13 protein-coding genes are annotated in these 14,330 nt (G+C 72.6%); 10 read left to right on the forward strand and 3 right to left on the reverse strand.

Annotated features, from left to right (window positions below):
* Positions 1 to 118: 118 nt before the first annotated feature.
* From AB0F82_RS08085 to AB0F82_RS08095, 3 genes are all read right to left on the reverse strand, one after another.
* Positions 119 to 778 (reverse strand): response regulator transcription factor, encoded by a 660-nt coding sequence (locus AB0F82_RS08085; protein WP_030026962.1) that lies wholly within the window; start codon positions 776 to 778, stop codon positions 119 to 121.
* 411 nt (positions 779 to 1,189) lie between these two features.
* Positions 1,190 to 2,491, reverse strand: coding sequence for a sensor histidine kinase (locus AB0F82_RS08090; protein WP_362625006.1), 1,302 nt, complete (start codon positions 2,489 to 2,491; stop codon positions 1,190 to 1,192).
* A gap of 403 nt (positions 2,492 to 2,894) precedes the next feature.
* Positions 2,895 to 4,076, reverse strand: coding sequence for a sensor histidine kinase (locus tag AB0F82_RS08095; RefSeq protein WP_356812053.1), 1,182 nt, complete (start codon positions 4,074 to 4,076; stop codon positions 2,895 to 2,897).
* A gap of 147 nt (positions 4,077 to 4,223) precedes the next feature.
* Here AB0F82_RS08095 and AB0F82_RS08100 point away from each other — a divergent pair, with 147 nt between their 5' ends.
* Genes AB0F82_RS08100 through AB0F82_RS08145 form a run of 10 tightly spaced genes read left to right on the forward strand, consistent with a single transcriptional unit; the run spans position 4,224 to position 14,213 of the window.
* Entirely contained in the window at positions 4,224 to 4,631 is a 408-nt protein-coding gene (locus tag AB0F82_RS08100; RefSeq protein WP_030037398.1) for an NADH-quinone oxidoreductase subunit A, read from the forward strand.
* Entirely contained in the window at positions 4,622 to 5,215 is a 594-nt protein-coding gene (locus AB0F82_RS08105) for an NADH-quinone oxidoreductase subunit B (RefSeq protein WP_030653517.1), read from the forward strand. The genes AB0F82_RS08100 and AB0F82_RS08105 overlap by 10 nt, the downstream gene beginning before the upstream one ends.
* Positions 5,212 to 6,516: an NADH-quinone oxidoreductase subunit C gene (locus AB0F82_RS08110; protein WP_362625009.1), complete on the forward strand. Its 1,305-nt coding sequence runs from the start codon at positions 5,212 to 5,214 to the stop codon at positions 6,514 to 6,516. The genes AB0F82_RS08105 and AB0F82_RS08110 overlap by 4 nt, the downstream gene beginning before the upstream one ends.
* Positions 6,513 to 7,481 (forward strand): complex I subunit 1/NuoH family protein, encoded by a 969-nt coding sequence (locus tag AB0F82_RS08115; protein WP_356812056.1) that lies wholly within the window; start codon positions 6,513 to 6,515, stop codon positions 7,479 to 7,481. Before AB0F82_RS08110 ends, AB0F82_RS08115 begins: the two co-directional genes overlap by 4 nt.
* Positions 7,481 to 8,089 carry a NuoI/complex I 23 kDa subunit family protein gene (locus tag AB0F82_RS08120; protein WP_356812057.1) on the forward strand — a complete coding sequence of 203 codons (609 nt, stop codon included), beginning with the start codon at positions 7,481 to 7,483 and terminating at the stop codon, positions 8,087 to 8,089. The genes AB0F82_RS08115 and AB0F82_RS08120 overlap by 1 nt, the downstream gene beginning before the upstream one ends.
* Positions 8,086 to 8,673, forward strand: coding sequence for an NADH-quinone oxidoreductase subunit J family protein (locus AB0F82_RS08125; RefSeq protein ID WP_436842054.1), 588 nt, complete (start codon positions 8,086 to 8,088; stop codon positions 8,671 to 8,673). The genes AB0F82_RS08120 and AB0F82_RS08125 overlap by 4 nt, the downstream gene beginning before the upstream one ends.
* On the forward strand, positions 8,673 to 9,044 hold the full coding sequence (gene nuoK / locus AB0F82_RS08130) for an NADH-quinone oxidoreductase subunit NuoK (RefSeq protein ID WP_356812058.1): 372 nt from the start codon (positions 8,673 to 8,675) through the stop codon (positions 9,042 to 9,044). The genes AB0F82_RS08125 and nuoK overlap by 1 nt, the downstream gene beginning before the upstream one ends.
* A complete protein-coding gene (locus AB0F82_RS08135) occupies positions 9,041 to 11,083 on the forward strand; it encodes an NADH-quinone oxidoreductase subunit 5 family protein (protein WP_362625012.1) in 2,043 nt (680 codons plus the stop codon). Before nuoK ends, AB0F82_RS08135 begins: the two co-directional genes overlap by 4 nt.
* Positions 11,084 to 11,121: 38 nt before the next feature.
* On the forward strand, positions 11,122 to 12,675 hold the full coding sequence (locus AB0F82_RS08140; protein WP_362625326.1) for a complex I subunit 4 family protein: 1,554 nt from the start codon (positions 11,122 to 11,124) through the stop codon (positions 12,673 to 12,675).
* The gene (locus tag AB0F82_RS08145) at positions 12,672 to 14,213 is read left to right on the forward strand and encodes an NADH-quinone oxidoreductase subunit N (RefSeq protein ID WP_362625014.1); all 1,542 of its coding nucleotides are present in this window, start codon (positions 12,672 to 12,674) and stop codon (positions 14,211 to 14,213) included. Before AB0F82_RS08140 ends, AB0F82_RS08145 begins: the two co-directional genes overlap by 4 nt.
* Positions 14,214 to 14,330 lie beyond the last annotated feature (117 nt).

Raw genomic sequence — 14,330 nt, forward strand, 5'->3', positions numbered from 1 at the left:
CATAACCCACCCTACGACGGTAGGGATCAGGCCCCCAGGAGCGACCACATTCTGGACCGTAGGACCGCCCCTTGAGACGACCCGACCGGTATGCCGTATCTGACAGAGTGTCAGTCGATCAAGATTTCAGGTAGGTGAGAACGGCCAGAACCCGCCGGTGATCCCCGTCACTCGGCGAGAGGCCCAGTTTCATGAAGATGTTGCTGACGTGCTTCTCCACCGCTCCGTCGCTCACGACCAGCTGCTTCGCCACGGCGGAATTCGTACGGCCCTCGGCCATCAGCCCGAGCACCTCGCGCTCGCGCGGCGTCAGACCCGCCAGCACGTCCTGCTTCCGGCTGCGCCCGAGCAGCTGGGCGACGACCTCGGGGTCCAGGGCCGTACCGCCCCGGGCCACCCGGACCACCGCGTCAAGGAACTCCCGCACCTCGGCCACCCGGTCCTTGAGCAGATATCCCACTCCGGTACTGGAACCGGCCAGGAGCTCGGTGGCGTACTGCTCCTCCACGTACTGCGACAGCACGAGCACGCCTATCCCGGGGTGATCGCGACGCAGCCGTACGGCGGCCCGTACGCCCTCGTCGGTGTGCGTCGGCGGCATCCGCACGTCCGCCACCACCACGTCCGGCAGCGCATCCTCGGCAGCCAGCTCCGCCACCGTCTTGATCAGGGCTTCCGCGTCCCCGACGCCCGCCACGACGTCATGCCCCCGGTCGGTCAGCAACCGGGTCAGGCCCTCGCGCAGCAGCACTGAATCCTCGGCGATGACCACCCGCACCCTGTCTTCCACGACTCAGCAGCTCCCGCATCACTCGTTCCCGTACCGCCCGACCCAGCCAAGCATCCCAGCCTTAAGTCCCGGTGAAGGCAGAGCCGGGAGAACACATGGGCGTACGGGGGCGAGTTTTCGCAAGCCGAGCGGATGGAAGCCCAGAGTCCGGATCTATCGCGGTCTATCGCGGCCGACGCCGGCAATTCCGGCCCCGCCGGCGTGCGCGGCCCTGCGTTCGGCGGGGACGGGGCCGCGCCGTTTCAGCCCCGCCGGCGTTTGCGGCGCGGCGTGCGGCGCGGCGCTCGGGGAAGCGGCGCCGAGCCGGACGCACGAACGGGACCCCCGCCCACCCGGACGGGGGTCCCGGCGCCCCGGGCCGGCCCGGGCTGCCGCGGGCTCGCCGGGGCTGCCGCGGGCCTACGCCCGCCACGGCAGCTCGGCGGTCACCGTCGTCCCTCCACCGTCCGGGGAGTCGACGACCAGCACCCCGTCCACGGCGTCCAGCCGCTCGGCGAGCCCGGCCAGCCCGCTCCCGTCGGAAGCGTCCGCCCCGCCCCGGCCGTCGTCGGCGACCTGCAGCAGCAGCCGCCCCCCGGACTTCCACACGTCCACCGAGGCGGACCGGGCCCCGGCGTGCTTGCTGATGTTCTGCAGCAGCTCCGAGACCGTGAAGTACGCGATCCCCTCGATCGCCGCGGCCGGCCGGGCCGGGAGGTCCACGGCCACCCGTACCGGCACGGCGCACCGCGCTGCCACCGCCGACAGCGCCGCGTCCAGTCCCCGGTCGGTCAGCACCGCCGGGTGGATCCCGCGGGCCAGGTCCCGCAGCTCCTGCAGGGCGATCTTCACCTCGCCGTGCGCCTCGTCCACCATGCGGGCGGCCGCCCGCGGGTCCTCGGCCAGCTTCTCCCGGGCCATCCCCAGGTCCATGGCCAGCGAGACCAGCCGGGCCTGCGCGCCGTCGTGCAGGTCCCGTTCGATGCGACGCAGGTCGGCGGCGGCGGTGTCCACGACGACCCCCCGGTCGGACTCCAGCTCGCTGACCCTGCTGTCCAGCCGGGACGCCCCGAGCAGACCGCCGACCATGACCCGGTCGACGGTGGTCAGCGCCCGGATCACCCACGGGGTGGCGAGGGTGAAGGCCAGTCCGATCAGGCACGTGAGGGCGATCTCGCCGGGGGAGTCGAGGTAGAAGGAGTAGTCGCCGTTCTGGAAGAGCTGGAGCCCGGGCTGATCGGTGTACGCCGGGAAGACCCAGAACCACAGCGGATACAGCAGGTACGCCCAGCCGGCCGCCCAGAACGTCAGTGCCAGGCAGAAACCGAACACTGCCCACGGGAAGTGGATCACCGAGTACAGCAGGTGCCGCCAGGCGCTCCCGCTCTTGAGCACCGCGCCCACGGCGGCCAGCGGCCCGCTCTTCTTCGCCCGGATCGGCGCCGGCTCGGCGATGTCCGCCCCCAGCAGCGCGCGCACCCGGGCCCGCTCCAGCCGCCCGAACCCACGGCACATCGCGAGGGCGCCCGCCAGGACCGGCACGCCGAGGAAGGTGACGAGCAGCCCGGCGCCGAGGCTCACGCCCGTGATGGCGAGCGAGAAGTACAGCGTGCTCAGCGGCAGCCCGACCAGCAGGTACGCGAACTCCCGCCAGGTCCGGCCCGCCACCGGGGCCCACAGCACCGCCCCGGCACCGCCACGCCTGCCCTTGCCGTCGTCCATCTCCCGACCCGCCCTTCCGCTCCTCGACTACGCCCCACCCTCGCCCCCGCCCCCACCCCGAGACCATGCGGCGAGTAGGCATCTCCACCCGGGGGTTAACCCCACCCCGCAGCCCCGAGCGACCCAGCCCCGCCGCCCAGCCCAGCCCCGCCGGCGTTGGAGGCGCGGGGTCTGGGGCAGCGCCCGCTCCCTCCGGGCGTGCCGGGGCCGTGGCCCGATCTTCCGGAGCCCGCCGCACCATTCAGCCCCGCCGGCGTTTGAGGCGCGGGGTCTGGGGTGGCGCCCCAGGAAACGGTGCCGTGCCCGGCAGACGAACGGGACTCCCGCCCACCCGGACGGGAGTCCCGCAAAATCAGCCAGCCAGCCAGTCAGCCACCCAGCCCGGCCGCGGCGCGGCGAGACCTCAGCGGCGGTCACGCCACGGCAGCTCCGCCGTCACCACCGTCCCCTCCCCCTCGGGGGAGTCCACCACCAGCACCCCGTCCACCGCATCGAGCCGCTCCGCCAGCCCCGCCAGCCCGCTCCCGCCGGACGTATCCGCTCCGCCCCGTCCGTCGTCCGACACCCGGATGACCAGCCGGGCCCCCGCCCGCCACACCTCCACGGTCGCGCCCCGCGCCCTCGCGTGCTTGCTCACGTTCTGCAGCAGCTCGGACACCACGAAGTACGCGATCCCCTCGATCGCCTCCGCCGGCCGGGCCTCCTGCCCCGACGGCAGGTCGACCAGCACCTTCACCGGCACCACGCACCGCGCCGCCACCGACGACAGCGCCGCGTCCAGCCCCCGGTCGGTCAGCACCGCCGGGTGGATCCCGCGCGCCAGGTCCCGCAGCTCCTGGAGGGCCAGCTTCACCTCCCCGTGGGCCTCGTCGACCATCGCCGCCGCGCCCTCCGGGTCCTCCAGCAGCTTCTCCTTCGCCAGGCCCAGCCCCATCGCCAGCGCGACCAGCCGCGCCTGCGCCCCGTCGTGCAGATCCCGTTCGATGCGCCGCAGGTCCGCCGCCGCGGTGTCGACCACCACGCCCCGGTCGGACTCCAGCTCCGCGATCCGCCGTTCCAGGCCGTCGGAGGGGGACAACAGGCCCCGTGCCATCGCCCGGTCCGCGTTCGCCAGCAGCCGCACCAGATACGGCAGCACCGGCCACAGCACGAACAGGCCGGTCAGGACTACCGTGAAGGTGAGTACCCCCCAGGGCAGCCGGATCAGCTGGTAGAGCACGGTCCGCCAGCCGACCGGATCCTTGATGCTCGTCCACAGCCAGGGGAAGAACCCGCCGGACCGACGCGGCCCGGGGATCGGGGTCGGCTCCTCCACCCGTACGCCCAGCAGCCATCGCGCCCGGGCCCGCTCCAGCCGTCCCCATTGCCGAGACAGAAAGAGACCGACCGCCAGCAAAGGAAGTCCGATCGCGGTCACGGAAAGACCGCCCGTGGTGGAAACCATGACAACCGCGTAAACGAATCCGATGATCCCCTCTGGCAGGTTGGTCACCAGATGGGCGATTTCCTTCCATGTGACGGCACTGAATACGGGCCGCACGGGAGGAGGCCGATCGTTGTCGGGGATGACATGGCTCGTGGTCATGCGCCACAGCCTGTCAAGCCGGGTCCCCCGATGCCATGGGGTGTCCGGGGTGCTGTGAACGGGGGATAACCCCACCCCGTGTGAGGCAGGCCCTAGACTCCCGTCCGTACCAGATAGTCGACAGTGACCGAGGAGCGAGGAACGGACGTGTCCGAACCAACGGTATCGACCGTAACCGTGCTCGCGGCGGACTACTTCCGGAGTTATTCGGTCGTCGGTCTGCTGGCGGCCCTCGGTGTGCTCTTCGTGGCCGTCGCCTTCGGAGCGGGCCGCCTCCTGCGGCCCGTCGTCCCGACCCGCGAGAAGCTGCTGACGTACGAGTGCGGCGTGGACCCCGTCGGCGAGGGCTGGGCGCACACCCAGGTCCGCTACTACGTCTACGCCTTCCTCTACGTCATCTTCGCCGTCGACTCGATCTTCCTGTTCCCGTGGGCGACGGTGTTCGCCGCCGCCGGCTACGGCGCCACGACCCTGGTCGAGATGTTCGTCTTCCTGGGCTTCCTGGCCGTCGGCCTGCTCTATGCGTACAAGAAGGGCGTCCTCGAATGGACGTGACACCTCAGCCGGAGCTGCTCCCGGAGCCCAAGCGCCTCGGAGTCCTCTCCCGTCTGGCCCCGGAACCGATGAAGGTGGTCCTGAACTGGGGCCGCCGGTACAGCCTGTGGGTCTTCAACTTCGGCCTCGCCTGCTGCGCGATCGAGTTCATCGCCGCGTCGATGGCCCGGCACGACTTCATCCGCCTCGGCGTCATCCCCTTCGCACCGGGTCCGCGCCAGGCCGACCTGATGATCGTCTCGGGCACCGTCACGGACAAGATGGCCCCCGCCGTCAAGCGGCTCTACGAGCAGATGCCGGAGCCGAAGTACGTCATCTCCTTCGGCGCCTGCTCCAACTGCGGCGGCCCGTACTGGGACTCGTACTCGGTGACCAAGGGCGTCGACCAGATCATCCCCGTCGACGTCTACGTGCCCGGCTGCCCGCCGCGCCCGGAAGCGCTCCTCCAGGGCATCCTCAAGCTCCAGGAGAAGATCGCCCGGGAGTCGCTGGCCGAGCGCTACGCCTCGGGGCCCTCCGTCTCCCAGCTGACCAGCGGCCTGGTCACGCCCCCGCCCGCGCCCACCGGGGGGGCCGGCGCGTGAACCTCTACGACTCCCTCCCCGACGCCGCGCCGACGGTCTTCGGCGCCGAGGCCCTCGCCGAGCTCTCGTACGACGTCCTCACGGTGGACGTGCCCGTCGGCAGCTGGATCTCCTCCCTGGAGATCGCCCGGGACAAGCTGGGCTGCACGTACTTCGACTGGCTGAGCGCGGTGGACGAGCCCGGAACCGGCTTCCGGGTCTGCGCGCACGTCGCCTCGCTGGAGAACCGCCGCGTACGCCGCCTCCTGCTGCGCACGACCGTCCCGCACAGCGCCCCCTCCCTGCCGTCGGCGGTCGCCGTCTACGCGGGGGCGGAATGGCACGAGCGCGAGACGTTCGAGATGTTCGGGATCACCTTCACCGACCACCCGCACCTGGTGCACCTCCTCCTCCCGGAGAACTTCGAGGGGCACCCGCTGCGCAAGGACTTCGTGCTGGCCGCGCGCGTCGCGAAGGCCTGGCCGGGGGCCAAGGAGCCGGGTGAGGCCCACGACCCGGACGCCCCGAAGCGCCGTCAGATGCTGCCGCCCGGCGTGCCGGACCCCAACGACTGGGGCCCCATGAAGGGCCAGCTTCCGCCGGCCCCGGCCCGTCCGGCCCGCACCCCGCGCGCCGCCGGAACGGCGGGCGCCGCCGCCCGTACCCCGCGCGAGGGCGGCCCCGTCCGCCGGACCCGTTCGGTCGCCGAGGGCTCGGCCACCCAGGCCGTCGAAGCCGCCACCCCGGAGACCCCGGCCCGCCCGCCGCGCCGCAGCCGCTCGGTCGCGGAAGGCTCGGCGAGCCAGGCAGCCGAGACGGCCGCCCCGTCCGCGGCCGCCCCCTCCGCGGCCGTTCCGGCCGCGGAGGCTCCGGAAGCCCCCGCCCGCCCGGCCCGTCGTACCCGCTCGGCGGCCGACGGCTCCGCGAGCCAGGCCGCGGAGGCGCCCGCCCCGGACGCCCCGGACACGGAAGCCGCGGCCCGCCCGCCGCGCCGTACCCGCTCGGCGGCCGACGGCTCCGCGAGCCAGGCCCCGGCTTCCGACGGCGGCGCGGCCGGCCAGGCCGCAGGCGCCGCTGCCGGCGCGGGTGAGGCGGCGCGTCCGGCGCGCCGCACCGCACCCCGCAGCTCCGACGCCCCCTGGCACGACCCGAAGCCCGCCTTCGAAGAGCCGGCCCGCGAACCGGCTCCGAAGGCCGAGCCCGGCGCATCCCCCGCGGCCGCACCGAAGGCCGAGCCGGGAGCCGGGCCCGCACCGGAACCCAAGGACCCCGGGACCCATCCCGAGACCCGCCCCACCACCGACAACGGAGGCGACGCGTGAACGACGTCCTCGACGTCGCCCTGCGGCTGATCGTCGTCTTCGCCGTCTTCCTCGTGCTCCCGCTCGTCGTCGGGCAGACCGAGCACAAGGTGATGGCCCACATGCAGGGCCGCCTCGGCCCCATGTACGCCGGCGGCTTCCACGGCTGGGCGCAGCTCGTCGCCGACGGCGTGAAGTTCGCGCAGAAGGAAGACGTCGTCCCGGCCAACGCCGACCGCCGGATCTTCCAGCTGGCCCCCGCCGTCGCCCTGCTGCCGTACCTCCTCGTCCTCCTCGCCATCCCGATCGGCCCGGGCGAGGGGGCGGTCGGCCAGGTCATCGACGCCGGCCTGTTCTTCGTGCTCGCCGTCATGGGCGTCGGGGTCCTCGGCTCCCTCATGGCCGGCTGGGCCTCCGCGAACAAGTTCTCCCTGCTCGGCGGCCTGCGCACCGCCGCGCAGCTGCTCGCCTACGAGCTCCCCATGCTGCTGGCCGCCGCGTCCGTCGCGATGGCCGCCGGGACGGTCTCCCTCACCGGCATCGTCGAGGGCTTCCAGTGGTGGTGGCTGCCCTGGCAGATCGTCGGCGCGCTCGTCTTCTTCACCGCCGGCCTCGCCGAACTGCAGCGGCCCCCCTTCGACATGCCCGTCGCCGACTCAGAGATCATCTTCGGCGCGTACACCGAGTACACCGGCCTGCGCTTCGCGCTGTTCCTGCTCGCCGAGTACGCCGGCATCGTCGTCCTCTGCTTCCTCACCACCGTCCTCTTCCTCGGCGGCTGGCACGGCCCCTTCGGCGCCGACGGCCTCGGCTGGGTCTGGACCCTGCTCAAGACCGCGGTCCTCGCCTTCGTCGTGATCTGGCTCCGCGTGAGCTACCCGCGCCTGCGCGAGGACCAGCTCCAGAAGCTCGCCTGGACCACACTCATCCCGCTCGCGCTCGCCCAGATCGCGCTCACCGGCATCGTGAAGGTGGCGATCCAGTAATGCCCATCCCCGGATCCGGCCTCGCCAAGGGCCTGGCCGTCACGCTGCGCACGATGACGAAGCGCTCTCACACGGCCCAGTACCCCGAGGTCCAGCCCGAACTCCCGCCCCGCTCCCGCGGGGTCATCGGCCTGTTCGAGGAGAACTGCACGGTGTGCATGCTGTGCGCCCGTGAGTGCCCCGACTGGTGCATCTACATCGACTCCCACAAGGAGACGGTCCCCGCCTCCACCCCCGGCGGCCGCGAGCGCAGCCGCAACGTCCTCGACCGCTTCGCCATCGACTTCTCCCTCTGCATGTACTGCGGCATCTGCATCGAGGTGTGCCCCTTCGACGCCCTCTTCTGGTCGCCGGAGTTCGAGTACGCGGAGACCGACATCCACGAGCTGACCCACGAGCGCGACAAACTCCGCGAGTGGATGTGGACCGTCCCGGCCCCGCCCGCCCTGGACCCGGCCGCCGAGGAGCCCAAGGAGATCGCCGCCGCCCGCAAGGCCGTGGAGAAGGCCGAAGCGGCAGCCGCCGCCGCCTCGGCGGCCGCCGAAGCCGCCGCCCAGGCCGCCGAGACCGAACCGCCGACCACCCCGACCCCGGAGTCAGACGCGTGACCCCCGCCGCCACCCTGGCCGCAGCCGCCACCACCGGGCCCGGGTTCCTGTCCCCGACCGGCGTCGAGATCGTGTTCCTCCTCGTGGGCCTCGCCACCTTCGGCGCGGCCCTCGTCACGGTCACCACCAAGCAGCTGGTCCACGCCGCCCTCTGGCTGGTCGTCACGCTGGGCGGCATCGCCGTCGAGTACCTGCTGCTGACCGCCGAGTTCATCGCCTGGGTCCAGGTCCTGATCTACCTCGGTTCCGTGGTCGTCCTCCTCCTCTTCGGGCTGATGCTCACCAAGGCCCCCATCGGCCGCTCCCCGGACGCCGACTCCGGCAACCGCGTGGTCGCGCTCGGCGTCGCCGCCGTCGCGGCCGTCGCCCTGGTCTGGGTGGTCGTCGACGCCTTCCGCACCACCTGGATCGACCTCGACGGGCCGGTCCAGGGCTCCACGAAGGTCTCCGGCGAGATCCTCTTCCAGCACTGGGTGCTGCCCTTCGAGGCGCTCTCCGTCCTCCTCCTCGCCGCCCTGATCGGCGCCATCGTGCTGTCCCGCCGCAACGACCCCGCAGACGCCAGTGACAAGGGACAGCGCTGATGCACCTCGCCTACCCCGCCGTGCTAGCGGCGCTCCTCTTCTGCACGGGCCTGTACGGAGTGCTCGCCCGCCGCAACGCCATCCTGGTCCTGATGTCCGTCGAGCTGATGCTCAACGCCGTCAACCTCAACCTGGTGGCCTTCGACGTATGGCTGCGCGACACCCTGCACGCCGGCCAGGCCCTCACCCTCTTCACCATCGCCATCGCCGCCGCCGAGATCGGCATCGGCCTCGCGATCGTGCTGATGGTCTACCGCAACCGGGGCACCTCGGACGTCGACCGCCTGCGCGACACCTCCGAGGGCCACGAGCCCCACCCGAACAACGCCGGCGACAGCACCGGCACCGCCCGGCCGGAGGTCGCCGCGTGAGCACCACGACCCTCGCCGTCCTCGTCCCGCTGCTCCCCTTCCTGGGCGCGGTCGCGGGACTGCTGCTCGGCCGCAGCGCCCCCGGATTCGTCCGCCCGCTCGCGATCCTGCCGACGCTCGCCGCCGCCGTACTGGCCGTCACCGTCGCCGTCCGCCAGGGCGGCGGGCAGCCCATCAGCACCGCGACCGAGCTGACCCCGACCGGCTCGGTGCCGATCGACCTCTCGCTCTACATCGACGGCTTCGCCGCCCTGGTCGCCGTCCTGGTCGGGGTCGTCGCCACCTGCGTTCAGCTCTACTCGACGGCGTACCTCCGCGAGGACCCGCGCTACCCGTCGTACGCCGCCCTCGTCTCGCTCTTCACCTCCGCCATGCTGCTCGTCGTCTACTCCGGCGACCTGATGGTGCTGCTCGTCGGCTGGGAAGTCATGGGCATCTGCTCGTACTTCCTGGTCGGCCACTACTGGGAGACCGAAGCGGCCCGCTCCGCCTCCCTGAAGGCCTTCCTCGTCACCAAGCTCGGTGACGTCCCCTTCCTGATCGGCCTGTTCGCGCTCGCCACCGACGCCGGCTCCTTCCGGATCACCAAGATCCTCGGGACCGTCGCCGCCGGCGGACTCGACCACCCGACGCTGATCGCGCTCCTCCTGCTCGCCGGAGTCGCGGGCAAGTCCGCGCAGTTCCCGCTGCACACCTGGCTCCCCGACGCCATGGCCGGCCCCACCCCCGTCTCCGCGCTCATCCACGCCGCGACGATGGTCGCCGCCGGTGTCTACTTCATCGCCCGCCTCCTGCCCGTCTTCGCGGCCTCCGCCGCCGCACTGATCGTCATGGCCGTCATGGCGGCCGTCACGATGGTCGGCTCCGCCCTCGCCGCCCTCGCCCAGGACGACATCAAGCGGGTCCTCGCCTACTCCACGATCGGCCAGCTCGCCTACATGACCGGCGCCCTGGCCGTCGGCGACCGCGGCGCCGCCGTCTTCCACCTCCTGTCCCACGGCGCCTTCAAGGCGCTCCTCTTCCTCGGCGCGGGCGTGATCATCCACGCCGCCGGTACGAACTCCCTGGCCGCCATGTCCCGAATGGACGGCCTGGCCAAGCGCATTCCCGACGCCTTCTGGACGATGACGATCGCGCTTCTCGCGCTCGCCGCCATCCCGCCCTTCGCCGGCTTCTTCTCCAAGGAAGCCGTCCTCGTCGCCGCCGAGCAGACCGCCACCGGCCACTCCGACCTCGCTCCCAGCGCCGCCGGCTGGCTGGTGCTGATCGCCGGCGTGCTCACCGCCCTGCTCACCGCCGCCTACGCCGCCCGGCTGTGGCTGATGGCCTTCCGCGGCCGGGGCGCAGCCGCCCCCGACCACGGCAAGGAGCCCTTCGCCATGACGGGCGTGCTGTGGCTGCTGGCCGTCCCGTCGGTCGCCTTCGGCCTCGCGGCCGACTCGATCGCCGACTGGTTCGACGGCAGGGCCCTCACCCCGACCGTGGCCACCTCGGTCCTCGGCACGGGCGCCGCCGTCATCGGCGCGATGCTCACCTACGCCCTCTGGCAGCGCGCCACGGCCAAGACCGCCACGGCCCCCGCGGCCGGACCCGCCACGGCCGCCGCCGAGCAGCCGGCCGCCGTGGCCGCCACGGTGTCCGCGGCCACCGCGGCCGCCGAGTCCGCGGCCGAGACGCCCGAGGTCGCGGAGGTCACCCACGAGCACCCCACCGTCCCGGCGGGTCCCGCCGCCGACCCCGGCCGGGCCCTCTTGGGCCCCCTGCACCGCCACGCGGCCGACGGCTTCCACCTCGACGCCGTCTACGACCGGCTGTTCGTCCGCCCCGTCCGTGCGGCGGCCCGCCTCGTCAGCTTCCTCGACCGCGAGGTCGTGGACACCTACGTCCGCGGCGCGGGCAGCGGCACCCGGCTGCTCGGCGGCCTCGTACGCCGCGCCCAGACCGGCAACGTGCAGAGCTACCTGAGCGCCCTGCTCGCCGGCGCCGTGGTCCTGGCGATCGCCACCGCCGTCCTCGCCAACGTCAACGCCGGATCGTGAGCCGTGAGTCAGCCGTGATTGATATCAGCCCGTCCGTGATGCAGTTCCTTCTGGCGTTCATGCTGGCCGCACCGCTCCTCGGAGCCGCCGCGGCCCTCCTGCCGGCCCCGCCCGGTCTCAAGGGCCGCAGCCCCGAGCAGGCCGTCCTCCGACACGGCGTGACCGTGACCGGCGTGATCCTCGCCGCGGCGATCGCCCTCACCCTGGGCTTCGACCACGACGCCCCGTCCCGCTTCCAGGCGACGACGGACATCAGCTGGATCCCGGCGCTGGACGTCCGGATCCACCTCGGTGTCGACGGCATTTCGCTCCCCCTCCTCCTGATGACCGCGCTGCTGTTCTTCCTCTGCGCGCTCTACAGCTACTTCAAGCTCCCCGCGGGCCCTTCCCCGAAGGCCTTCGTCGCGCTGCTCCTCGTCCTCGAGTCCGGCACCCTCGCCACCTTCGCCGTCCTCGACCTGCTGCTCTTCTTCCTCGCCTTCGAGATGGTCCTCATCCCGATGTACTTCCTGATCGCCCGCTGGGGCGGTGCCCAGCGGCAGGCCGCCGCCTGGAAGTTCATCCTCTACACGCTCCTCGGCTCCGTCGTCATGCTGCTCGGCCTCCTCCTCATCGGTGTGACGGCGGACACATTCGACATGGTGGCACTCGCCTCTGACAACGGCCGCGAACTGACGCACACCACGCAGCTCCTGGCCGTCCTCGCCATCGGCACCGGCCTCGCCGTGAAGACCCCGATGTGGCCCCTGCACAGCTGGCTGCCCGACGCCCACACCGCCGCCCCCACCGTCGGATCCGTCCTCCTGGCCGGCGTCCTGCTCAAGATGGGCACGTACGGGTTCGTCCGCATCCTGCTCCCCGTCACCCCCGACGGCATGGCCACCTTCGCCCCCTACCTGGGCGCCTTCGCCGTCGTCGGCATCGTCTACGGATCGCTCGCCTGCCTCGCACTGGCCCGCAAGGGGAACAAGGGCGACCTCAAGCGGCTCATCGCCTACTCCTCCGTCGGCCACATGGGCTTCGTGCTCCTCGGCATCGCGTCCATGACCCCCACGGGAGTCAACGGCGCCCTCTTCGCCAACATCGCCCACGGCCTGATCACCGGCCTCCTCTTCTTCCTGGTCGGCGCCCTCAAGGACCGCTACGGGACCGCCGACCTCGACACCCTCGCCGGAGCCACCGGCGCCGCCCTCTACGGCCGCGCCCCCCGCTTCGGCGCCCTCCTCGCCTTCGCCGCCGTCGCCTCCCTGGGCCTGCCCGGCCTCGCCGGCTTCTGGGGCGAGATGCTGGCGCTCTTCGGTGCCTTCGACCCGGCCGAGGGCCTGCCCCGGGCCGCGTTCCTCACGTACACGGCCGGCGGCGCGTTCGGCACCCTGCTCACGGCCGCCTACCTGCTGGTCGTCGTACGGCGCGTCTGCATGGGAGACCCCGCGGCCGGCCCCGAGCTCGCCGTCGCGGACGTCCACCGCTACGAGTTCGCCGCCTGGACCCCGCTCGTCGCCCTCACCGTCCTCGCCGGCCTGTGGCCCGCGCTCCTCCTCGGCCTGACCGACCCGGCCGTCCAGCAGCTCCTCGCAGGAGGCAACTCATGACGGCCCTGACGGTCCTCGCGGCCGAGAGCCCCAGCCTGGTTCAGTCCGTCGACTGGCTCGCCATCGCGCCCGTGGCGATCACCGCCGTCGTCGGCCTGGTCGTCCTCGTGGCCGACCTCTTCGTCGCCGAGCGGCACAAGGCGGCCCTCGGCTGGATCTCGGTGGCCGGCCTGGCCGCCGCGACCGCCACCCTGATCCCGCTGCGCGCCGACGGCCGCTCCACCTTCTGCCTCACCGCCGATCCGGAGGCCTGCAGCTACACCGTCGACCACTTCACGGTCGTCGTCCAGTTCCTGGTGCTGGCCGGAGCCCTACTCACCGCGCTCCTGTCGGTCACCGCCGTGCGCGACACGCGGATGCCCGCAGGCGAGTACTGGTTCCTGCTGCTCTCCTCCGCGGCCGGCGCCGCCCTGCTGCCCGCCTCCCGCGACCTGGCCACCCTGATCGTCGCGCTGGAGGTCGCGTCCCTGCCCGCCTTCGCCCTCGTGGGCATGCGGCGCGGCGACCGGCTCTCCTCCGAGGCCGCCCTGAAGTTCTTCCTGTCCTCCGTCACCGCCACCGCCGTGTCGCTGATGGGCGTCAGCTTCGTCTACGCCGTCACCGGCTCGCTGCACCTCACCCAGGTCGCCGACCGCCTCGAGGACGTCCCCGGACAGTTCGACACCCTCGCCATGGCCGGCGTCGCGCTCACCCTGGTCGGCTTCGCGTTCAAGACCGCGGCCGTCCCCTTCCACTTCTGGGTCCCCGACACCTACGTCGGAGCCCCCCTGCCCATCGCCGGCTACCTCTCGGTGATCGGCAAGGCCGTGGGCTTCACCGGCCTCATCCTCGTCACGGTGATCGCCTTCCCGGCGTACTCGCAGATCTGGGGCCCGGCCATCGCCGTCCTCGCCGCGCTCACCATGACCCTGGGCAACGCCGCCGCCGTGCGCCAGTCCGCGGACCGCCCGAACAGTGCCGTACGGCTGCTCGCCTGGTCCTCGGTCGGCCAGGCCGGCTACCTGCTGGTCCCGATCGCCGCCGCCGCGTACTCCGAGCGCGACCAGATCGGCTCCACCCTCGCCTACGCCCTGATGTACGCCGCCGTGAACCTCGGCGCCTTCGCCGTGGCCGCCCTCGTCGCCCGTACGAAGCCGCTCCACCGGATCAGCGACTACCGCGGCCTGTACGCCGAGCGCCCGCTGGCCGCCCTCTCCCTGGCCTTCTTCCTGCTCTGCCTGGCCGGCCTGCCGCCGGGCATCATCGGGCTCTTCGCCAAGGTCACCGTCTTCCAGTCCGCCGTCGACGCGGGCCTGGGATGGCTGGCCGTGCTCATGGCGGTCAACGTCGTCATCGCCCTGTACTACTACCTGCGCTGGACGGCGCTGCTCTTCCGGGCGCCCGAGGGCGCGTCGGCCGCGGAGGGCGCGCCGGTCCGTACGAAGGCCCCCTGGCCGGTCGCGGCCGCCATCGTCGCGACCGCGATCACCGCTGTCGTCCTCTCGGGTGCCCCGCAGCTCGTCCTGCGCGTCGCGTCGGGGAGCCTCTTCACGCAGTAGCCCGTACCGGGCCGGTCAGCCCGTACGGAGCAACGCGCACGGCGGCCCCGCCGCCCCCGCCGAGGGGGCGGCGGCGGGCCCCCGTCCCGGCACGCCCTGGGAACCAGACGCCCTCAC

Origin of the sequence: Streptomyces virginiae, assembly GCF_040638905.1 — a bacterium.
In the GTDB taxonomy this organism is placed as follows: Bacteria; Actinomycetota; Actinomycetes; order Streptomycetales; family Streptomycetaceae; genus Streptomyces; species Streptomyces virginiae_B.

What these genes read in the sequence shown, in the direction of transcription:
- AB0F82_RS08090 (WP_362625006.1), bottom strand. Translation starts at nt 2,491, where the DNA reads ATGGACGACGGCAAGGGCAGGCGTGGCGGTGCCGGGGCGGTGCTGTGG.
- nuoK (WP_356812058.1), top strand. Translation starts at nt 8,673, where the DNA reads ATGCACCTCGCCTACCCCGCCGTGCTAGCGGCGCTCCTCTTCTGCACG.
- AB0F82_RS08095 (WP_356812053.1), bottom strand. Translation starts at nt 4,076, where the DNA reads ATGACCACGAGCCATGTCATCCCCGACAACGATCGGCCTCCTCCCGTG.
- AB0F82_RS08140 (WP_362625326.1), top strand. Translation starts at nt 11,122, where the DNA reads ATGCAGTTCCTTCTGGCGTTCATGCTGGCCGCACCGCTCCTCGGAGCC.
- AB0F82_RS08105 (WP_030653517.1), top strand. Translation starts at nt 4,622, where the DNA reads ATGGACGTGACACCTCAGCCGGAGCTGCTCCCGGAGCCCAAGCGCCTC.
- AB0F82_RS08145 (WP_362625014.1), top strand. Translation starts at nt 12,672, where the DNA reads ATGACGGCCCTGACGGTCCTCGCGGCCGAGAGCCCCAGCCTGGTTCAG.
- AB0F82_RS08120 (WP_356812057.1), top strand. Translation starts at nt 7,481, where the DNA reads ATGCCCATCCCCGGATCCGGCCTCGCCAAGGGCCTGGCCGTCACGCTG.